A 21561-nucleotide genomic window follows, 5' to 3' on the forward strand; every position below is an offset into this window, starting at 1 on the left:
TTAAATAGATGAACGGGGGGCGGCGGTGCCGGTGGCACGCCGCCCCTTTTGTGTCACGACGGGGTGCAGGGGAGCAGGCGCAATGAACGACGCTGTAGAACATGATCTGGAGTGCACCGGGCTCTCCAAGCATTTCGGATCCGTGCGGGCGGTTGATGATGTGTCCTTCAGAATCCCGAAGGGGTCATTCTTTTCGATCCTCGGCCCGTCGGGCTGTGGCAAGACCACACTGATGCGGATGATCGCGGGATTTGAAAACCCCTCGGACGGAGACATCCACATAAAAGGGCGCTCTGTCCTCAACATCCCGCCGAACAGGCGCAACGTGAAGATGGTGTTTCAGCATCTGGCGCTTTTCCCGATGATGAATGTCTTTGAGAATATCGCCTACGGTCTGCGCTGTGCAGGCACTCCGAAATCTGAGATCCCGCAGAAGGTCAATGATGTGCTCGAACGCATCGCGCTGCCTGACGTCGGCAATCGCGAAATCCATCAGCTGTCAGGCGGGCAGAAACAGCGCATTGCGATTGCGCGCTGCATGGTGCTGGACCCCGATGTGCTGCTGCTGGATGAACCACTGGGCGCGCTGGATCTTAAGCTGCGCGAGGCGATGAAGATCGAGCTCAAACTTCTGCAGCATCAGTTCAACACCACATTCATTTACATCACCCACGACCAGTCCGAAGCTCTTGTGATGTCCGACAATGTCGCCGTGATGAACGAAGGACGCTTTGAGCAGGTCGGCAAACCCGAAGAGCTTTATCACAAACCGGCCACGTCTTTCGTTGCGGGGTTCGTTGGCGATTCAAACCGCTGGGCCGGCAAAGTGGAACAGATCTCAGACGGCGTGGCGAAGGTTGCGACGGAGGCCGGCCTGAGCATACTCTGCAAGCCTCAGGCGGGCGTCGAGAAGGGCGCTCCGGTATCGATCTTCGTGCGGCCTGAGTTCATTGCAGCGCAACGCGCCGGTGAGGCCGGCCCCCCGGATGCCAACAGCAATGCCCTCGCGGGCAAGGTCGATTCCGTGCTTTTCAACGGCGCCAACAGCCGCATTCTCGTGCGCGGCCCCTCATCTGAGCTGATCGAGGCGGATGTGGTGGTGACCGGCGGCACCTCCGATCTGCGCCCCGGCGACGCGGTGCAGCTCAACTGGGCGCCCGAGCAGGCGATGTGCTATGCAAGGTGACGTAAAGCGTCTCTCGCTCATCCTGCTGTTCGCGCCCTTTGCGCTCTGGATTGTGCTGCTGATCATCCTGCCGCATCTGGGAATGGTGTATCTGTCACTGCGCGAAAAAGTGGCCCCCCGGGTCTATGAGTTCGGTTTCGGCAATTACATCGATTTCATTCAGGAACCGATCTACTGGAATACCCTTCTGCGCACCGGGTCGATGTCGATCCTCGTCACCGTTCTGGCTCTGCTGATCGGATTTCCGATTGCCTATTATATCGCCAAAATCGCCGGCCGCCGGTCGCGCGGCGCGCTGTTTCTGCTCTGTCTTATCCCGCTCTGGGTAAGCGATCTGATCCGTGCTTTCGGCTGGATCCTTCTGCTGCGCGAGACCGGCGTGATCTCCACCAGCCTGCAAAAGGTGGGGCTGATCTCAGAGCCGGTCGAATTTCTCTATAACGACGCCACTGTGATCGTCGGTCTGGTCTATACGGTGATCCTCTTCATGATCGTTCCGCTGGTCTCCACGCTGGACGGGATGGATGATGCGATGGTCGAGGCAGGCTATAACCTCGGTGGCAGCGGACCCACGGTGCTGCGCCGCATCATCATCCCCTATGCCATGCCGGGGATTGTGGCGGGGTGCATCGTGGTCTTTATGCTGACCGCAGGCAGTTACCTCACGCCCATCCTGCTGGGCGGTAAAAACTCCAGCTGGTTTACCGAACAGATTTACGACCAGTTCATCACCAGGTTTAACTGGGAATCCGGGGCGGCCTTTGGCTTTTTGCTGCTGGCCTTTACGTCACTGGTGGTCTGGGCAGGACTGCGCCTGACTGGCCAGAACCTCGCCAATACCGTGGCAAAGAACTGAAGGCGCGCGATGGCTGTTTCCACACATAACAAAGGGTTCCTGCTGGGCTACCGGCTCTACGTCGGCGCCTTTTTTGTGTTTCTCGCCGCGCCGCTGATTGCGGCCGGCACCTTCGCCTTTAACGACTCCCTCTTTCCCGCGCTGCCCTGGCAGGGATTTACGCTGGACTGGTTTTTTAACGACACCGAGCCCAAGCTGGGCATGTTCCACGACCGACGCCTGTTGCGCGGGCTTTATTACTCGGGCGTCATCGGGGTGCTGGTGGCGTCCCTCTCGGTCTTTGTGGCGACGTGCAATGCCTTTCTCTTTGTGCGCGGCGAGTTTCCGGCCAAGAACTTTTTCTACATTCTGATGATCCTGCCACTGGTTATTCCTGGCGTGATCCTCGGCATCTCCATTCTGGTCATGGCCAGCAATATCGCCAACGGCATGGAGGACAGTTTCAACATTGAAATTGAAATGCTCAGGCCCGGTCTGCCGCTGGTGGTGCTGGGGCAGTTTTCCTTTATCACCACGATCACCTCTCTGGTGATCTCCGCGCGGCTCAAGAAATTCGACACGTCGATGGAGGAAGCGGCGCTGAACCTCGGCGCCACCCGGGCGCGCGTGCTGCGCACGGTGACGCTGCCCTTCCTGCGCCCGGCAATTATTGCGGCGTGGATCGTGGCCTTTCTGGTCTCCTTTGAGAACTTTAATACCACGCTCTTTCTTGTGGGCTCTGAGGCCCCGCTCACGATCACCATGTTCGACCGCATGGCCAAGGTCGGCTCGACGCCGGTGCTGAATGCGGTGTCGTTTTTCCTGATTATCGGCTCGGGTCTGCTGGCACTCGTCAGCGTCCTTGTGCAGCGCGACCCGCCGGAAACCTGAAGGCACGGGCGATGGCGGAATACGATTTTATCATCGTCGGTGCGGGTTCGGCGGGCTGTGTGCTGGCCAACCGCCTGAGTGAGAATGGTAAATACACGGTGCTGCTGCTGGAAGCCGGCGGCAGTGATCTGCACCCGTGGATCTGGATGCCGATCGGTTATGGCAAGGCGTTCCATCATAAGCGTCTCAACTGGCGATATCAGGCTGAACCCGACCCTGCGCTGAACAACCGCAGATCCTACTGGCCCCGGGGCCGTGTGATGGGCGGGTCGAGCTCGATTAATGCGATGGTCTATATACGGGGACAGCCTGCGGATTTTGACGACTGGGAAGCGATGGGCAATCCCGGCTGGGGCTGGAATGATGTGCTGCCTTTCTTCCGTAGATCCGAGACCAATGACCGGGGCGGGGATGATCTGCGCGGCGGCAGCGGCCCGCTGCATATCTCGACGATGGATCCGTTTCTGCATCCGATGTGTCAGACCTTCATAGCGGCGGGTCAGGAAAATCAGTGGCCGCACAACCCTGATTTCAACGGCGCTTGCCAGGAGGGCGTCGGTACCTATCAGAACACGGCCAGAGGAGGGATGCGCATGTCTGCCGCGCGGGCCTATATCGGACCGGCAAAACGGCGCCCGAACCTGCGGATTGAAAAGCACGCGCAGGCGACGCGGGTTCTGTTTGAGGGCGCGCGCGCCACAGGCGTGGAATACAGCCGGCGCGGCGCGTTGCGTCAGGCGGGTGCACGGCGCGAAGTGGTGTTGTCGGCCGGGGCGGTAAACTCTCCGCAGCTGCTGCAGGTCTCTGGCGTGGGTCCGGAAGCAGTTTTGCGCGCGCAGGGCATAAAAGTCCTGCATAATCTGCCCGGCGTGGGGCGTAATCTGCAGGACCATCTGGCGGTGGATTTTCTCTATCGCTCAAAGGTGCCCACTCTGAACGATCAGCTGCATTCCTGGCAGGGAAAACTGCGGCAGGGGATGCGCTATGTGCTGACACGGGGCGGGCCCCTGTCTCTCGGTGTGAACCAGGCGGGGGGCTTCGTGAAATCCCGCCCGGACGCGGCGCGCCCCAATATACAGCTCTATTTCTCGCCCGTGAGCTACACCAAAGCGCCGCCCGGCAAACGCCCGCTGATGAACCCCGATCCGTTTTCCGGCTTTCTGACCGGGGCGCAGCCGACCCGTCCGACCAGCCGCGGATATCTGGAGATTTCATCCCCGGATCCGATGGCGGCACCTGTGATCCACCCGCGCTACCTCAGCACTGAGCTCGATGTTCAGGAAATGCTGGAAGGGGCATGGTTGCTGCGTAAACTGGCACAAAGCCCGTCCCTGGCCGGGGTAATCGAGCAGGAAACGCGCCCCGGTGCTGACATCGGTACAGATGAGGATATGCTCGCGTATATCCGGGAGACCGCAGGCACGGTCTTTCACCCGGTCAGCACCTGCAGAATGGGGCCGGATGTGACATGCGATGTGGTTGATGCACGGCTTCGGGTGCACGGGGTCTCAGGCTTGCGGGTGGTGGATGCATCTGTGTTTCCGACCGTAACGTCAGGCAACACCAATGCACCGACGATTATGGTAGGAGAGAAAGGCGCAGACCTGATCCTTTCTGATCACGAAGAGGGCGGCAAACATGTTCACGGATGACTTCAGGCCGGCGCCTTACTGGTGGGATCATGCCCCGCGGGAAGACCCGACACCCGCTGATCTGCCAAAAACGGTCGATGTTCTGGTCATTGGCTCCGGCTATACCGGGCTGCATGCTGCGCTGCGCGCGGCACGTGCGGGGCGCTCTGTGCTTGTGGTGGAGGCGCAGGCACCCGGACATGGCGCCAGCAGCCGCAACGGCGGGCAGATTTCAACCTCGGTCAAACCCGGCAAAGCGGCCCTGATCCGGAAGTACGGGGCAGAGACCGCTAACGGCATTCTGGCCGATGGTCAGGCATCGCGGGAGTATATCGAAGAATTCGTGAGATCCGAGGATATTGCCTGTGACTTTAAGGTACCGGGCCGGTTTCATGGCGCGCATACAGCCCGCCAGTATGACAAACTGGCCGCCGGGGCAGGGGTTAACGATGCCTTCATGGTACCCCGCGCGTCTCAGCATGAGGAGCTTGGCACAAATGCGTATTTCGGCGGTATCGTCTATCCGCATCATGCGAGCCTTCATCCGGGGCGCTATCATGCGGGCCTGCTGGAAAAGGTGCGCGCGGCGGGTGTTCAGCTTGTCAGCCATTGCCCGGTGGAAGCACTGGAGCCGGAAAACGGTGTCACCCGCGTCAGGACACGCCATGGCAGTGTGAAAGCCGGGCGGGTGATTGTGGCCACCAATGGCTATACCACGGGCCTTACGCCGTCGCTGCAGCGCCGGGTTATCCCGATCGGATCCTATATCATCGCGACAGAAGAGCTTCCCAAAGCGGTGATGGACCGGTTGATGCCAAAGGACCGCATCCTCTCCGATACCCGCAGTCTGGTCTATTATTATCGTCCGTCTCCTGACCGTAAACGGATCCTCTTCGGGGGTCGCGTCTCTCTGAGAGAAACCGATGCCCGGGCAACAGCGCCTTTGCTCAGGGCCGAACTGATCCGGCTCTTTCCGGAACTGGGTGACGTCAGGATCAGTCATTCATGGTCCGGTTTTGTTGGCTATACCTTCGACAGTCTGATGCACATCGGGCAGGACGGGGGCATTTACTATGCGATGGGCTACTGCGGATCAGGTGTCGGGATGGCCAGCTATCTCGGCATGAAACTGGGGCTGATGGCCGTGGATGACCCTGCGGGCAAGACAACTCTGGCCAAGCTCCCGTTTCCCGGCCGGCCATATTATCGGGGCGACCCCTGGTTTCTGGCCCCGTCTATTGCTGCCTACAGGCTGCGCGACAGGCTGGGGTTCTGAGCCGCCGCAACGATTGCCGGCGGAATTCGAGCCGGCAAAACCGGCGCGGAAACTATGTGACGGTCAGGGTGGTTACAGCAGAGGCATACTCTGTCACTGCGATACCACCGGATCCGGCACCGGAGAGACGTTACGGATGGCCGTCCGACGTCATGCCGCCGGCCCCCGCCGGACTGAGAGCCTGAGTATCACGCCTGATGAACCCCGGCCGCCGGTGTGCGGCATTCCCCGCCGGTTCAGGTGAACTTCCGGAAAAGCCGCGTTTTATCGAAGATCTCTTCCAGCTCCTGCATCCGGTCTCTGGTGTTGTCCCAGTCAAGATTCTGAACCTGGGAAATCATGCTTTCGACGAGAAGCACCGTGGTTGCAACGGAATCCCAGGCCGAAGGAACGATGATCCGGCAGGTCAGAGAGATATCCGCGAGCCGGTGCACCGGTGATCGCCACTGATCGGTGAAGAGCACAATTCTGGCACCCCGTGCGCGCGCCATTTCGGCCAGTTTCAGTGTGTTGTTTTCATAGCGCCGCACATCGAAGATGACGAAAACGTCGCCCTCCGTCGCGTTCAGCAGATAGTGGGGCCAGGTGTTTGACGTGGACTGCACATGGGTCAGGTTCGGGCGGATGACCTGCATATGCATAAAGAGGTATTCGGCCAGCGTATGCGTGATCCGACCGCCGACAATATAGAGATGACGCTTCTGATCCGCGACCAGCGCACAGGCGCTGTCAAATGCAACCGGATCAATATGCGCCATTGTATTGCGGATGTTATCGATCACAGCTTCGGTAAAGCGGTTCAGGATGTGCCCGGAGGGCGCGGCCCCGGCCCAGGTCTCATGTTTGGCAATCGGGCCTTTGGCGATTGCGCTCAGTTCGTCGCGCAGATCGGCCTGAAAATCGGGATAGCCTTTGTAGCCCAGTTTCTGCACCATACGCGCGACCGTCGGCACCGAGACCTCGGCGCTTCTGGCCAGCGCCGCAAGGGGGCCGAGGCCTGACGCAGGATAGTTTTCTAGGATCGACAGCGCCAGTTGCCGTTCGGCACGGGTAAAGGTATCCAGCTCTTTCTGAATGCGGTCCGAAATCGTCTGATTTGCATCTGTCACCGGGGAGATGCCTCGTCGTTGAGCGAAAAAATAACAGGTCAAAGAGGCCTGTGATAAATATTTCATAATTGTGTTGACAGAATGCCCGCCTGGCAAGACCTTTCCGGAGTGGGATCTGCAATGAATCATTCGGAACGCCGACCCGATGAGGCCGTGGTCGAGGTGCATAATGCACAGGCAACGTCGCCTGTCGTGATCGTCTGCGAGCATGCCAGCGCGCATATTCCGGCTGTTTTCGATGATCTGGGTCTGAGCGGGGATGCCCTGCACAGTCACGTTGCTTGGGATCCGGGCGCACTGGCGGTGGCCCGCCACATGTCGCAGGAGCTTGATGCGGTGCTGGTCGCTTCGCGCATCTCGCGTCTGGTCTATGACTGCAACCGGCCGCCCGACGCTGCGGGTGCGATGCCTGTCCGCAGCGAGATCGTCGACGTGCCGGGCAACAGGGATCTGAGCAAAGCGCAGAAGGCAGACCGGGTGGCGAAATACTATGAACCTTTCCGCGCTGCTTTGTCTAATGTGCTGGCGCGCGTGTCTGATCCGGTGCTTGTGACCATACACAGTTTCACGCCTGTCTATCACGGGCGGAAAAGGGAGGTCGAAATCGGCGTTCTGCACGACAAAGATGCCCGTCTTGCGGATGCGCTTTTATCGGATGCCGTAAGCACGCATGCCGTGCGGCGCAACGAGCCCTACGGACCCGGCGATGGAGTGACCCATACGCTTAAAGAGCACGCCCTCGGACCCGGCCTCCTGAACGTAATGCTCGAAGTCCGGAATGATCTGATCGCAGGCGAGACGGACCAGGCCGCGATGGCGGATCTGCTGTCGGGCTGGATCAGACGGGCCCTGACACCTGCCGGGGCTGCCACATGCTGAATTTCGCGATGCGGTACACCCGGGTTATAGACGGGCTGAATTATCGCATCGGGCGCGTGGTGATGTACGGGATCTTTGTGATGATGGCGATCCTGCTCTGGTCGTCGGTCAGCAAAACCTTCTTTGACCCTTCGCTCTGGACGCTGGAAGTCGCGCAGTTCGCCATGGTCGCCTATTACATGCTGGGCGGGCCATACTCGATACAGATGGGATCGAACGTGCGTATGGACCTTCTCTATGGCGAGTGGTCGGATCACCGCAAGGCTCAGATCGACGCGATGACCATCGTGTTTCTGATCGTTTATCTGGTCTTTCTGCTCTGGGGCGGGTGGGAAAGCTTCCAGTATTCCATCAGCTATGGCGGGGAGCGCAGCTCTTCGGTCTGGCGCCCGTATCTCTGGCCGATCAAGGCGATCATGCTTGTGGGTATCTTCCTGATGCTGCTGCAGGCATTCTCCGAGCTCTTCAAGGACATTCTGCGCATCAAGGGCTACGATATGGGGGAGAAGGTCTGATGTCCTATGAGGCCATCGCTATCCTCATGTTCTCCTCGATGATGCTTATGCTGCTGACCGGGCAGCGCGTTTTCGGGGCCATCGGATTTGTCGCGGTAGTGGCGGCGTTCTTTCTCTGGGGCGACCGGGGGGGCTATGATCTTGGGTTTGCTGCCGCCATCAAACTGATGAAATGGTATCCGCTGCTGACGCTGCCGATGTTCATATTCATGGGTTATATCCTGTCGGAATCCCGGATTGCGGATGATCTTTATAAGATGTTCCATGTCTGGATGGGAGGGCTCTCGGGCGGTCTTGCGGTGGGCACCATCGGGCTGATGGTGCTGATCTCGGCAATGAACGGTCTGTCGGTCGCCGGCATGGCAATCGGCGCTACCATCGCGCTGCCGGAGCTTCTCAAACGCGGCTATGACAAACGCATGGTGACCGGTGTTATTCAGGCGGGGTCATCGCTCGGCATTCTTGTACCGCCCTCCGTGGTGCTGGTGCTTTATGCGATGATCGCGCGTCAGCCGGTGGGTCAGCTCTGGCTGGCCGGGGTGCTGCCGGGTCTCATGATGGCGGCGATGTTCGTGATTTATATTGTGATCCGGTGCCGCCTCAATCCGGCGCTAGGGCCCGTGCTGCCGCCTGAGGACCGCGAGATGCCGATGGCACAGAAGATCCGGCTGCTGGGGGCAGGCCTGCTGCCGCTTTTTATCTTTTTTGCTATGATGGTGCCTTTTGTGAACGGCTGGACTTCGCTGGTGGAAAGCTCTGCCATCGGCGCGATTGCGGCCTTCCTCGCCGCGGTGCTCAAAGGCCGGATGACCTACGACGTCTTTGAGACCAGTGTGCGCAAGACCCTCGGCATCTCGTGCATGTTTATGTGGATCATCCTTGCGGCACTGGCCTTTGGTGCGGTCTTTGACGGCCTGGGTGCCGTCAAAGCAATCGAAAGCCTGTTCACCGAGAAATTCGGCCTGAGCCCGTGGACGATCCTCATTCTGATGCAGCTCAGCTTTATCCTGATGGGCACCTTTCTCGATGATACGGCAATGCTGGTCATCGTGGCACCGCTCTACGTGCCGCTGGTGGGCGCGCTTGGCTTCGATCTGATATGGTATGGTGTGCTTTACACGATCACCACGCAGATTGCCTATATGACGCCGCCGTTTGGCTATAACCTGTTTCTGATGCGCGCGATGGCACCGCCTGAGATCACGCTGAAAGACATTTATTCTTCAATCCTGCCCTTCGTACTGGTGATGGTGGTGGCACTTGCCACGATTATGGCGTTCCCGGAGATCGCCCTCTGGCTGCCGGGGTATGTGTACGGAAATTAACGACAAGAAGATCCCGGCATGCGGGACGCAAATGAAAAGATCTTCAACAGAGAGGAAAGACCCATGACAACCAGACGTAAGTTCCTGACCACAGCAGGTGTCGGCGCCGCTGCCACGCTTGCCAGTCCCGCAATCGTCAAAGCGCAGACGGCAATCAAATGGCGTTTCCAGACCTATGCCGGCAGCGCGCTGGGGGAGCACGTGACCAAACCGGTGATTGATTACATCAACGCAAATGCCAACGGCGAGCTTGAGGTCGAGCTTTTCTATGCCGACCAGATCGTGCCCACCGGAGAGCTTTTCCAGGCGCTGCAGCGCGGCACCATCGACGGTGTGCACTCGGATGACGACTCAATGGCCTCGCCGACGCCCCTTCGCCAGTTCGGTGGCTATTTTCCCTTTGCGACCAAGCATATTCTCGATGTGCCTGTGCTCTTTAATCAGTACGGGCTGAAGGACATCTGGGAAGAGGAATACGCCAAGGTCGGCGTCAAATGGCTTTCGGCGGCAGGGCAGGACCCCTGTAACTTCAACACTAAGAAAGAGATCACCAGCGTTGCCGATCTTGATGGCCTGAAGCTTTATACCTTCCCGACAGCGGGCCGGTTCCTCGCACAGTTCGGTGTGGTCCCCGTCAATATCCCCTATGAGGATGCCGAGGTCGCGGTGCAGACCGGTGAGCTTGACGGTATGGCATGGTCGGGCATCACCGAGGATTACACCGTGGGCTGGGCGGATGTGACGGATTACTTCCTGACCAACAACATCTCCGGGGCCTGGATCGGATCCTGGTTTGTGAACGAAGAACGCTGGGCTGAACTGCCGGATCACCTGAAATCGGTTGTGATGGCGGGAACCGAAGCGGGTCACACGTACCGCAATCAGTGGTACTGGGGCGGCGAGGCGGCTCTGCGTGCAAACGGCGACAAGCTGCAGCTGCGGTCAGTGCCCGCCGGCGAGTGGGCCGAGGTCGAGAATGCGGCCAAGGTTTTCTGGGAAGAAGTGGCGCAGGAAGGTGAAGTGCATCAGAAGATCGTCAACATCTTCAAGGAGTACAACAGCGTCATCAACCAGGCCGGCGCGCCCTATAACTTTGAGTAAAGCTGTCTGATCAGCAAAAGAGGCGTCCCTCAGTCAGGGGGCGCCTCAACTGTGCCGGGGGGCAGGCGCCCGGGAATCGCCATACACCGCCGGATCCCGATGGTTTCTTCAACGGTCGGTAAAAATGCGGGGCAGCCGGAGCTCTAACGCTGAGGTTTGCCCGGCGGACCGGAAGCCGAATCCCTGTCTCACGTCCCGGCACCCGTCCCCGTTTCAGCTCAGAGGGGCGCTGCTCTGTTGTGCAGCCTTTGCTGCCGTCTGCAGTTTATCCGCAAGCGCGGGCAGCGAAAACGGCTTGTCCAGAAACTCAAACCCGTCGCTGCGCAGTTTCGCGGCATCGCCGCCGTTGCCTGAGGCAAAGATCACGCGGGTCCCCGCCTGAGCCAGTTCGCGTCCGAGCGCGATGCTGGTCTGTCCGCGGTCCACATTGATGTCGAGGATGGCCAGATCGAAATCGGTGTTTTCCATCAGTTCATGCGCACTTTCCAGACGGTAAGCCACAGCTACGCTCTCAAATCCCAGCGTTTCGAGGTATTCGGCCGTATCCATCGCCACGAGAAGCTCATCTTCGAGATACAAAACCTTCAGGCCGTCCAACACGCGATCATGCTCCTTTTGAGACTGTAACATCGTCGAAATCCAGTTCAATAACCACGCGCAGCCCGTTTTGTTCCCATTCAGGCTTCACAGTTCCGCCAAGACTGCCCTCCAGCGTCGAGGTGATCAGCTGCGTGCCGAAGCCTGTTTTGTCCGGTCCGTCGATCTGCGGGCCGCCGGTTTCTTTCCACTGAATAATCAGCCGGTCGCTTCGCGCGTCGGTGATACGGGACCAGTTCAGACTGACATGTCCGTCCTGGCTGGAAAAGGCACCGTATTTAGCCGCATTGGTCGCCAGCTCATGAATGGCCATCCCGATTGCCAGTGTGGCCTCGGACGTCACGAATACATCCGGTCCTGAGAGCGTCACCCGGTCATCGCCATAAACGCCTACGGTTTCGGGCTCGATCACATCACGCAGCAGGGCAGAGGACCAGTTTTCCGCCGTCAGCAGCGAGTGGGTTTTTGCCAGCCCCTGAATGCGGTTGGTCAGCGTATCGAAAACGGCCCGGTCTGTCGTCGCCTCGCGCCCCGCGCGGTTGATCAGCGCGTTGACGTTCGAGAGCATGTTTTTCACCCGGTGCTCGAGTTCACGCATGATGCGGCGCAGATTGTCAGCTGTTTCAACCTGTTCCGTGATGTTCCTCACGTTGACTGAGACGCCGGTCAACTCGTCCCCGGTGTAGAAAGGCAGCCAGTCGCTCTCCCAGATGTGTATCCTGTCGGGTTCGCTCAGTGTGCTGCCGGTCACACGCTCTTCAAAGATCGGTTTCCCGGTTTCCATCACGGTACGGATCAGCTTTTCGGTGTGATCGGCAACATCGGGGATGATGTCGCGGATCCTGCGGCCTATGTGCTGACTGACCGGCGCGCCGTTGATCTCAGCCAGCTTCTCATTGAGCCTGATATAGCGCATGTCCCGGCCCACCAGACCCATTGCCATGGGGCTGTGTTTGTAAATCTGTTCAACCTCGGACTTCTGGCGATCTGCCAGCGCCTTCGCGTGATCCGCGGTCCGCACAGCTTTGCGCAGTTCGGTCACATCCTGCAGGGTAAAGACAGCGCCAAGGCTTTCCTTGCCGTCAGGAGAATAGGGCATCACCCGCACTGACAGGCTGATTTTTTCGTCTTTTGTCAGAAACTCCTCTTCGCGCTCCTTCTGGTCCGTAACGGTTTGTTCACAAAGCTCAATCAACCGGTCCTGATCAATTTCGGCGTTAAGATCGGCGATGGTGCGGCCCAGATCACTTTCGGTGAAGCTGAAATACCGCTCTGCCTCCGGGGTAAACCGCAGCAGCCGCAGATCTGCATCAAGGAATACGGACGGGACACGGGCGCTCTGTACGAAGTTGTTGAGGTCCACATTGGCCTGATTGAGTGCGCGCAGCTTTTCCTGAAGTTCATCGTTGATCGTGGTCAGCTCTTCGTTGGCCGATTGCAGTTCCTCGTTCATCGACATCATTTCTTCGTTTGAGCTTTTGAGCTCTTCGTTTGATGTCTCAAGCTCTTCCACGGTCGTACGCACCGCCTGTTTAGCGTCGTCGAGCTCCGCTTCGAGCTGGTTGACATAGACGTCCTGCGCGGAACCAGGATCAGCGCTGCCGCCCGGACGGCTGTCGAGGAGCAGCAGATTGTCACGGATGACGAAAAGCTGCGTCCCGTCATCAAGCCTGCGGGCTGAAACGATCAGCCGTTCGGTCCGGCCGCTGATCTCTCCCTGAAATTCAAACTCGCCCACGGCACCGGGCTTCAGTTCGATCCGGGCGACCCTGCGAAACGTCGATTCCAGTTCCGGGGCGATGATGCTGAACAACCCCGTGCTCACTTTGCCGGCACGGATGGCGAGATATTTGCCGGCACTGGCCGAGGAAAAAATCACATCACCCTGAGCATCGGTATGCAGATAGGCCGGTGCGAACTCGTTGAGGATCACCCGGTCACGGTCAGACAGTTCTGCAGTGGCTGCGGCCTTGTCTGCGGCTGCTTTGGGCCGGTTCATCACAGCCCCTGACAGGCTGCCCAGGTTAAGTGGTTTCGCGGCACCCGGCTTGCGGCGGAAGATGCGCGCACGCGCCGAAATCTCATCAAAGTATGTCAGAATCGATTTGGGGTTTTCACTGGGCCCCAGGAACAGAAACCCGCGCTCGCGCAGCGCATAGTGAAAAACCCGCCCGGTCAGATCCTGCAGCGAATCCTTGAGGTAGATCAGCACGTTCCGGCAGGAGACCATATCAAGCTTGGAAAAGGGCGGATCCTTGATAAAGCTGTGCCGCGAAAACCGGACCATCTCGCGCAGTTGCGGGCCGACTTCATAACCATCCTTGGTGGGTTTGAAATAGCGTTCCATCAGACTGGCGGGAATGGTGTCGACAATGGCGTCAGGATAGCGGCCGTGGCGGGCAACGCTCAGCGCCTGCTCATCGATATCAGTGCCGAAGATGACAACCTTGCACTGTTTATTTACCCGGCTGATCTCTTCTGCAGCAAGCATGCCGATGGAATAGGCTTCTTCCCCGGTCGAGCAGCCTGCCACCCAGATGCGCAGTTCGCCGTGTTCGTCAGTCTGTTCTACCAGCTCAGGGATGATCTCGGCCTTCAGCGTTTCAAAATGATCCTCGTCGCGGAAAAAACTGGTTACGTTGATCAGCAGATCCCGAAAAAGGAGATCGGCCTCGCTTTTCGTTTCCACCATGTATTTCAGGTAGTCGTTGGGCGAACTCAGATTGAGCACTGACATCCGCACGGCAATCCGCCGGAGCATTGTGGCGTCTTTGTATTCGGTAAAATCGTGCCCGGTGCGAAAGCGCACGTGCCGCATAATCCGGGCGAGGAATTCCGCGTCCGTTTCCATACCCTCGTGCACGCCCGTGCGCAGATTGAAGTAATCGCGCACGACGTCGACGATCTCTTCCGCGTTCGACGTGACATCCGCCCCGCACAGATCAAGCACGCTTTGCGGCATGCCGTCGTATTTGGCCTGGCGCGGATCCTGGACAAAGACCAGACCGCCCTGTCCCTTAATCTCCCGGGCACCGTTCGCACCGTCACTGCCTGTGCCTGACAGCACCACAGCGATGGCGTTTTCGCCGTGCTCTTCGGCAAGGCTGTTGAAAAACCGGTCGATCGGACGGCGCAGCCCGCGGGGCGAGGAAAATTTCGTCAGCCGCAGAGACAGCCCGCGGATTTCCATCTCATACCCCGGAGGGATCAGGTAAATATGTCCGCGCTCGATCTGCATGTTGTCTTTCACGCTGTGCACGGGAGATTTTGTTTTCGCCGCAACAAGTTCCGGCATCAGGCTCTCGTGGTCCGGGTCGAGATGCTGCACCAGGATGAGAATAAGATCATGCGTGTCGGGCAGACCGGTCAGAAGCTGCTGAAAAGCTTCGAGCCCGCCGGCTGAGGCACCAATGCCTATGATGACAGGCACGTCAGTATTTGAATTTCGGGACATAGAAGGTAAAACCGGTAGCTGAGGCGTGAGGGCAAGAGGCAGACGATGGACGACAAATTCAATTTAGCTCTTGGATCACTGGAGGAAACCCTCAATCGGGTGCCATTTGCACTGACTTTGTCGAATTTATCCGCAGAAGATGCACCGCTGATATTCATGAATTCGAGTTTTCAGGACATGACCGGATGTACAAATGCGCAACTGGGTCAGAACTGTCGTTTTCTGCAGGCTGAATTCCCCAACGACGAAGCGCGCGCCGAGGTGCGCCTCGCGCTTCAGGAGCGCCGGCGCACGCAGGTCATCCTGAAAAACAGGCGCATGGACGGGAGTGCATTCAGTAATTTTCTGCTGCTGGAATACATCGGTGCATACCGAGGGTTTCCCGAGCTTGCGCTTGGGACTCAGTTTGTCCTGAGCAGCGAAGAGGAGGCCGATCTGAATACGGTGCCGGCGAAAGACGGCCCGCTCGCGCAGGTGCAGAGCGCAGCTTTGAGAGTGCGGCTTGAGCGGCGCAGGATTGCCTCCGACTCGGCTGTGCGGCTGTTGCAGTCCTGGTGCGTCCTGAATGAGCTCACGCACGAGCACTGACCGCCGTGCCCGTGCCGGCTGTATCTGAACCGGCGGGATCCGTTCATGATACGCTGGCGCGGGCGGCGCGTAGGACATTGCGCGCCGGCGATGATCAAATTCTTCAGGGTTGCGGCGCTGGCGATCCATCGCGCGCGCCTGAGCTGCGCAACCGGTGCCTATCCGAACCCGGCCAGTTCCTGCGCATCCACGATAATCGCGAGGTTCCACAGACGGCGGATCTGCTCTTCACTGCAGCGCCGGTCTTCCGGGTCTGTGCCCGCGACCTGTTCTACGCGAAACCCGTACTGCTGAAGTCCGCAGACGCCGACGTGGCTGATCACGACCGGGTAAACCGCGCGCTCCAGTGCGATGGCGGCCAGACGGGCGGCGATACGGCGCAGATCAGCCGGGGGCCGGGTGACCCGCAGACCGATGCGCGACACGCGCGGCGCCTCCGCTTCCCACAGAACGGGTGAGGGTATGAAGCGTCCGCCTGGCAACACCTGTCCCTGCGTCGGGGTCCCGGAGCCGGACAGCAGATCGTCAAGATCGGCCGGAGATGCGGCGGGCAGGCGGGCCAGCACGTCGAGATATGTCTGCGGATCACTCATGTGCGGCTTACCCCTCTGATCAGTTCCGCCGCGGCTGTATTGCCCCGCTCCGGCAGTGGTACTTCTGCAAATGCCGCTGCAATCTCTGCGCGCGCTGTGCCATCGAGCATGCCGTCCACCTCTCGTTGCAGGGCAAGCAGATCGGTGGCGGCGACAAACCGCGCAAGACTGCGATCAGCCGCCGCACGGGCGCGTTTTTCCTGGTCGTCCAGATAGGTCGCATGGTTCGGGATCATGATTGACGGGATACCGGCATAAAGCAGTTCATGAAATGAATTATACCCGGCCGCCGACACCACAAGATCCGCCGCGGCACTCAGGCTCAGCGTCTGGTCGGTGCGCACTGCAAAACTGTTGTGCCACTGGGCGAAATCACTGGCGACCACCGCGTGAGGCCAGACAACGATCAGGTGCAGGCAGTTCTCACGTTCCTCCAGCAGACTGCACATCATCTGCACCTGTGCGGTACGTTCTGACGCCATGCCGCTGCCCAGCATGCTGACGGCGAGTGTATCCACCCGCCGGTTGAAGGCTTTGCCCAGACGCCTGCGCAGAGCGGCCTTTTGTTTCGGGGAGGAGGCATCGGTCCGGACCACGGGGCCCACGCGGTGAACATGACTGCCACTGGAATAGACATCGTTGAGTTCGGGAAAGGCCTCGTCAGGGGTGATCACCCCTGAAAAAGCCCGTTCGCGTTCCAGCACATTGGGGTTGATATGTTCGGGCTGCCACAGACCACGCCTGATCCACCATGCAGGGATTTTCAGTTCGGATACGACGCGATAAACGGAATCGAAAACAAAGCCGCCGTCGAAAACCAGCGTGTCCCCGGGCGCCAGCATGTCGCGCAGCCGCAGATAATTGATCAGATCGGCCGCAAACGGATCCTCATGCGCATCACTGCGCGGGATTACCGGCATGCAGTCGTAACCGCGCCGGCGCAGCATATCGGTGCAGCTGGGGAAAGCCGCAAAACGCACAGCGCTGCCGTCTGGCAGACCGTCCGCGATCAGGGCGCAGCGCTGCGCATGCCCGAGCCCGACCCCGTTGGTGGGGAAAAAGACCGTCGCGGGCGGGCGCCCGGCCGGCGAGGCTGCCGGGTCAGTGCGCAGAGACAGGCTTTCGGTCAGGGTTGCGATATCGCTGGCCCGCAGCCACGGATCGAGCAGAATGCGGCGGCCGATCTCGCGCCGGCTGCCTGCCACCGTGTCGGCCAGATAGCCTGCGAGAGCGCCCGCATGTTCCGGTCCGCTCAGCGCCGGCGCCCCGGCCGTTTTGAAGGCTGCCGAGGTGGTGCAGTCGATCACAACCTTGCCCGACCCCATGGCAATCAGTGCCAGAAAGGCCATGCGCTCGCCCGGTATTCCCGGACCAAAAAAGGCAAAGACATCCGCATAGGTCAGCAGATTGGAGGGGGAGAGCTCGCCATAGCCGAAGACCGAGAGCCCGGCATGGCGCGACTGGCGGATGATCGCTTTGCCCTTTGCTGTCGTCAGGATGTGCAGATCGGTCCGGGGTGCATGCCGCAGGGTGGCCAGATCATGCAGCACGCCCTCTGCTTCCAGCATGTCATCCGGCATATAGACGAGCAGGCTGGTGCGTGCGCCCTCTGACTGGACCGGCGCCTCGGCAATGGCGGTGATCAGCGGTACCACCGGTGCCTCAATGAGCTGTTTGCTGTGCGGCGTGCTGCGGTTGATCACCTCCGGCTCGGTGCCGGTCGCATATGCCAGTCTGTTGCAGCTGTTGATCCGCGCCTGCGGTGTCTCGAAATAGCCGACCGCCCTGACCGGTGTTCCCGGGGCGGGGGGTGCTGCGCGCAGCAGTGTCTGGACTTCTTCCGAGATATCCTCGGCGGCGATGATCACGATACAGTCTGGCGTTACGTCGCCGGGCGCCGCCAGAAAGGGCACTGCCTCAAATTTCTGGTGCCGGGACATGCCTGCGGGCGCGAACCGGTCATCAATGGCAACGCTGTGCCCGGCCTCGCGCAGGCCGGTGGCAAACAGTAACAGCGCATCCAGATGCCGCAACGAGATCTGACCGGAGCAGAGCAGGATCACAGCACAGCTCCGTGCGAACGGCTCAGAACATTGCTGAACATGCGCCGGAAGGCTGCGGCCGAAAACATATCAAGACTGCGCTGGCCGGCCCGCACATCGGCCTGATACCGGTCGGGGTCGGCAATGTATCCGGCGATGATATCGCTGACCTCTTCGGGGCGCGCCGCCTTCACGCCCCCCTGAAAGGTCTGCGCGGTTCCGGGATCAGTGATCACGATCTTGCCCGCCGCAATCGCCTCGGCAAGCACGCGTCCGAAGCTCTCGCGCCAGGTCGGGGCGGTGTAATAAACCATGAAATCAATCATATCAAAGTACTGCGCGACGGAAAGACCCCGAAACGGGATCAGTGTCCAGTGGTGCGGTCGGTCCGGATCATCAGCGAGGTGATCGGCACCCAGGATGACACTGGAGGCAGCCTCCGGCGGAAAGCAAAGTTTCATGGTTTCGCGTGAGGGAAACTTCTCAAACCCCGGCCGGGAATGTCGCCCGCGCCTGTCTGCGGGCTGTGCCGTCGGGGCGATCAGGTCAAAGTCACAGATGTTCGGCCAGTTGTCGGGCGTTTGCTGCCAGTGCGCGCCTGAACGGTTTTGATCCATCCAGTCGCGCACCGTGCTCCGGTTAGCATCAGAAACCGGCGCGAGACTGCGTGTCAGCGCCACGGATGCACCCGCGATCTGGTCAAGACAGTTTGCCACATCAAAGGCCTCATGCCCGCCGGGACGCAGGAAATTCTCGTGGGTCACGACAATCAGATGCCGGGCGATGATCCTGGTCCCGGGAGTGCTCTGAAACTTGAGACAGGCCGGGTTGTGGAAAATCACGATGTCAGCGGCGATTTCCTCGGGATCCCTGATCAGTGTGAGGTTCAGTTCGGCAAGCGCGTCGGTCAGCACCGGTGCATCTTCACGGTCGCGGAACATTGCGGTGCTCAGGCCGTATACCGCCGGGCGCACCATGTCCGAAATCGCTGTGAGCTCAGCCGCGACGGCTGATGATGTGCCGCCGGGAAACCGCGGATCGGTGACATATGCAATTGTCGGGGTCATTGCCGGGCTGCACACCTCGGGCGGGTCATCAGTAGATAGACGCGACCGACCTCTCCGCGCTGCCGAGACCACCGCCGTCGGGCTGTGAGGGGCCGGAATCGAACCGGTTCAGCAGCCCGCGTTTGGTTTCATCGACGAAATTCCGCAATTCCACTGCAAGCGGGTCGTTTCCGGCTGTCAGTTGTGGCCTGGAATTCACGAAAGTATAGAGCGCGTTCCATTCCTTGCCGGTGATCAGCGCGTCAATGGTCCGCAGATCGTCGATTGTTACATCTTCCTGTGCCAGACCGGCTGACCCGATCAGGCTGAGAACTGTCACAATCGCAAGAAGCTTCTCGTTCGCCACACTCACACCCGTCAGGAAATACCCTGCGACAGCCCGGATTCGACCGGTACCGTACCAACAGCATCAATTTAACATAAAGGCAGGGGAGATATCAAACGGCTCGTCATGCAGGGTGGCGCGCTTATTTGTACTCTTCTTTGCGCAGGCTGTTGATGAGCCGGTTGCGCAGGCGCTGTTCGGCTGCAGCGCGCAGTTCTGCAGCAGACGGGGCAGGCTGCGCACGCTTTGTCGTTGCCTGACGCGGGCGCTGAACGGGTGCTGCTGTGCGACCTGAGTCACCGGTCATCCAGAGCTCGACCCGGCCGATCGGTGCAGTGCCGCTGATATTGGTGAAATCGCGCGCCGGGCCGCCGAATTCGGTAGCAATGGCACGGGCTACTTCGGCGTCATCGGGATGATAATATCGCACATGGGTTTTCGATACCCTGAAGGACACACGGTTCAGCGCGCCGAGAGGAAAGCCTGTTTCGCTCAGCCGGGCAAGGCTTTCCTCAACAGAGCTGTCGCTCACGCTGTCCGGGGCAAAGGTCACGAGGCTGAAGCGCGACCGTTCCGGCACATCAAGCCCGAGCCGGCCCGCCAGTGTCAGAGTGCGCTCAACCGGAGCGCCCGTCTGTGGCAGATCTTCTGCCGTATCGGGTGAGTAGAGCGCCGGCGTGACAATCGCCGGGATATGTGGCGCGGTGCCGATGTCCGCAGGTCCTGTCGCCGGATCCGCCGGCGCCGGCATGGCTGGCAGGGTCGCCGGGATGCCGGCGGTCACGGCGGCCGGCAGAATTCGCAACGCAGCGTTGAGAACCGGCGCTGTGCCGGGTGCTGCTCCCTGCAGGACCGGCGAGGGCATGAAAACGGTGGTAGCCACGACAGCATCCGGCGCGGCAAATTCCCGGGGCTGAACGCTTGGGACGCGCAGGGTTGCAAGCTCTGTCCAGAGCGCGACTTTGTTGCGCTCCGCAAGTTCAGGAAGCTGGTCCGACAGGCTCAGGACGATCCCGGGACGGGCTGGCGTCCGTGCGACATAGGCCAGTTTGTCGCCGGAAAGTGCCATCGGATCTGGCCGTGCGGAGGCCGGCTCCGGTCCGGCGAGCAGTGGCGTGTACGTCCCGATCAGCGGCCCGGGTGACAAAAAGCCTGCTGGATAGGCATCCGCGGGGGCTGCGCCTGCCAGGGGCGGCACACCGGTTCTCGAGGTATCCTGCTGTGCGATGCCCGGTGTGGTCAGCCCGCCCACGCCTGGTCCCGGTGTGGGCGCCAGCATGGTAACGGCGGTGCGGGTCAGAACATCAGGTTGAGCATCTGACACAACAGCGGTTGACCGTGCCGGTCCGGCGCTTTGCTGTGACGGTGTTATCCAGCCCATTGCGGCAAGAATGCCAAAACTAAGCACCATGCCGAAGCCCAGGCCGAAACAGCACGCAAAGGCGATGACCGCAAAGCGCACGCCGGGCGTACTGGTTTCGAGCCAGCGCGAAAAGGCCCTTAGCCGGGTGCCGGGGTCGGCGGGCGGCACCTGCGCTGCCAGCGGTGGAAGATTGCCGCGCACACGCCCGGAAGCGCCCTCAGTGCTGCGCCGGAACGTCTGGTCATCAGCAGGGTGGCGGAATTCAGGGATTTCCGTGTCAGGCTCAGGCCCGGCGCCGGCGCGCGCGGGCTCTGCGGGGGGCGCTACGGTCTCTTGCTCAGGGGCTGAAGTCCGGGCTTTCCGGGCGATATCGCCGGGGACGCGCGCTGTCAGTATCTCGGGTGCGACGGCAGCTGGTGCGCTGCGCGCTACCGGCTCTTTGGCAGCAGGTCTGACGGCGGCAGGCTCCGGAGGTGCGGTTTTCTTCTGAGCGGGTTCAGTTACCGGCAGAATACCTTCTCCTGTTGGCGCCGGGCGCGCTCTGACAGGCTTTTTCTTCTCGCCGGAGGCTTCGCGTTGTGCGATGATTCTGGCCCGTTTTTCGCGGGCCTCTGCGACGCGGTCATCCCAGTTGGCGGCAAGCGCAGGGCTGCGGTCTGACCCGGGGGCTTTTCCGGCACCAGTCGTGCCGGTCGCACTGCTTCTGCCCCTTTCACCCGCCATTAACCTGATCTCCCGAACCGCGCGGATCTCCGCGCATACCAAACGAATCCCTTACCAAAGC

General features: G+C 60.2%; 18 protein-coding genes. 10 read left to right on the forward strand and 8 right to left on the reverse strand.

Annotated elements, in window-relative coordinates; all coding sequences use genetic code 11:
* Positions 1–82: 82 nt before the first annotated feature.
* Genes G3256_RS08140 through G3256_RS08160 form a run of 5 tightly spaced genes read left to right on the forward strand, consistent with a single transcriptional unit; the run spans position 83 to position 5819 of the window.
* Positions 83–1186: an ABC transporter ATP-binding protein gene (locus G3256_RS08140; protein WP_169640340.1), complete on the forward strand. Its 1104-nt coding sequence runs from the start codon at positions 83–85 to the stop codon at positions 1184–1186.
* Positions 1176–2042 (forward strand): ABC transporter permease, encoded by an 867-nt coding sequence (locus tag G3256_RS08145; protein WP_169640341.1) that lies wholly within the window; start codon positions 1176–1178, stop codon positions 2040–2042. Before G3256_RS08140 ends, G3256_RS08145 begins: the two co-directional genes overlap by 11 nt.
* Positions 2043–2051: 9 nt before the next feature.
* On the forward strand, positions 2052–2912 hold the full coding sequence (locus G3256_RS08150; protein ID WP_169640342.1) for an ABC transporter permease: 861 nt from the start codon (positions 2052–2054) through the stop codon (positions 2910–2912).
* Positions 2913–2923: 11 nt separating this feature from the next.
* On the forward strand, positions 2924–4564 hold the full coding sequence (locus tag G3256_RS08155; protein ID WP_169640343.1) for a GMC family oxidoreductase: 1641 nt from the start codon (positions 2924–2926) through the stop codon (positions 4562–4564).
* Complete coding sequence (locus tag G3256_RS08160; protein ID WP_169640344.1) at positions 4551–5819, forward strand: NAD(P)/FAD-dependent oxidoreductase; 1269 nt, start codon at positions 4551–4553, stop codon at positions 5817–5819. The genes G3256_RS08155 and G3256_RS08160 overlap by 14 nt, the downstream gene beginning before the upstream one ends.
* A gap of 236 nt (positions 5820–6055) precedes the next feature.
* Here G3256_RS08160 and G3256_RS08165 read toward each other — a convergent pair whose 3' ends face one another.
* Complete coding sequence (locus G3256_RS08165) at positions 6056–6928, reverse strand: MurR/RpiR family transcriptional regulator (protein ID WP_169640345.1); 873 nt, start codon at positions 6926–6928, stop codon at positions 6056–6058.
* A gap of 120 nt (positions 6929–7048) precedes the next feature.
* Between G3256_RS08165 and G3256_RS08170 the strand changes: the two genes are divergently transcribed.
* The 4 genes from G3256_RS08170 (at position 7049) to G3256_RS08185 (ending at position 10748) form a co-directional block, all read left to right on the forward strand.
* Positions 7049–7807, forward strand: coding sequence for an N-formylglutamate amidohydrolase (locus G3256_RS08170; protein ID WP_169640346.1), 759 nt, complete (start codon positions 7049–7051; stop codon positions 7805–7807).
* On the forward strand, positions 7801–8322 hold the full coding sequence (locus G3256_RS08175; RefSeq protein WP_246227853.1) for a TRAP transporter small permease subunit: 522 nt from the start codon (positions 7801–7803) through the stop codon (positions 8320–8322). Before G3256_RS08170 ends, G3256_RS08175 begins: the two co-directional genes overlap by 7 nt.
* Positions 8322–9647, forward strand: a complete 1326-nt coding sequence (locus G3256_RS08180) for a TRAP transporter large permease (RefSeq protein WP_169640347.1) — start codon at positions 8322–8324, stop codon at positions 9645–9647. The genes G3256_RS08175 and G3256_RS08180 overlap by 1 nt, the downstream gene beginning before the upstream one ends.
* A gap of 63 nt (positions 9648–9710) precedes the next feature.
* Entirely contained in the window at positions 9711–10748 is a 1038-nt protein-coding gene (locus tag G3256_RS08185; protein WP_169640348.1) for a TRAP transporter substrate-binding protein, read from the forward strand.
* 213 nt (positions 10749–10961) lie between these two features.
* On the opposite strand, the gene G3256_RS08190 is transcribed toward G3256_RS08185, so the two are convergent.
* Both G3256_RS08190 and G3256_RS08195 read right to left on the reverse strand, forming a co-directional pair.
* Complete coding sequence (locus tag G3256_RS08190) at positions 10962–11348, reverse strand: response regulator (protein WP_169640349.1); 387 nt, start codon at positions 11346–11348, stop codon at positions 10962–10964.
* Positions 11349–11352: 4 nt separating this feature from the next.
* Positions 11353–14799 (reverse strand): CheR family methyltransferase, encoded by a 3447-nt coding sequence (locus tag G3256_RS08195; RefSeq protein ID WP_169640350.1) that lies wholly within the window; start codon positions 14797–14799, stop codon positions 11353–11355.
* Positions 14800–14955: 156 nt separating this feature from the next.
* Between G3256_RS08195 and G3256_RS08200 the strand changes: the two genes are divergently transcribed.
* The gene (locus G3256_RS08200) at positions 14956–15387 is read left to right on the forward strand and encodes a histidine kinase (protein WP_206040804.1); all 432 of its coding nucleotides are present in this window, start codon (positions 14956–14958) and stop codon (positions 15385–15387) included.
* A 158-nt stretch (positions 15388–15545) separates the two neighbouring features.
* Here the strand turns inward: G3256_RS08200 and G3256_RS08205 are convergent, their stop codons facing one another.
* The 5 genes from G3256_RS08205 to G3256_RS08225 form a co-directional block, all read right to left on the reverse strand.
* Positions 15546–15980 (reverse strand): transposase domain-containing protein, encoded by a 435-nt coding sequence (locus tag G3256_RS08205; protein ID WP_169640352.1) that lies wholly within the window; start codon positions 15978–15980, stop codon positions 15546–15548.
* Complete coding sequence (locus G3256_RS08210; protein ID WP_169640353.1) at positions 15977–18043, reverse strand: glycosyltransferase; 2067 nt, start codon at positions 18041–18043, stop codon at positions 15977–15979. The genes G3256_RS08205 and G3256_RS08210 overlap by 4 nt, the downstream gene beginning before the upstream one ends.
* The gene (locus G3256_RS08215; RefSeq protein WP_169640354.1) at positions 18040–19089 is read right to left on the reverse strand and encodes a glycosyltransferase; all 1050 of its coding nucleotides are present in this window, start codon (positions 19087–19089) and stop codon (positions 18040–18042) included. Before G3256_RS08215 ends, G3256_RS08210 begins: the two co-directional genes overlap by 4 nt.
* Before the next feature lie 28 nt (positions 19090–19117).
* Positions 19118–19435, reverse strand: coding sequence for a hypothetical protein (locus G3256_RS08220; protein ID WP_169640355.1), 318 nt, complete (start codon positions 19433–19435; stop codon positions 19118–19120).
* A 121-nt stretch (positions 19436–19556) separates the two neighbouring features.
* A complete protein-coding gene (locus G3256_RS08225; protein ID WP_169640356.1) occupies positions 19557–21500 on the reverse strand; it encodes a hypothetical protein in 1944 nt (647 codons plus the stop codon).
* Between the last annotated feature and the right edge of the window lie 61 nt (positions 21501–21561).

Source organism: Roseobacter ponti, from assembly GCF_012932215.1.
Taxonomy (GTDB): Bacteria; Pseudomonadota; Alphaproteobacteria; order Rhodobacterales; family Rhodobacteraceae; genus Roseobacter; species Roseobacter ponti.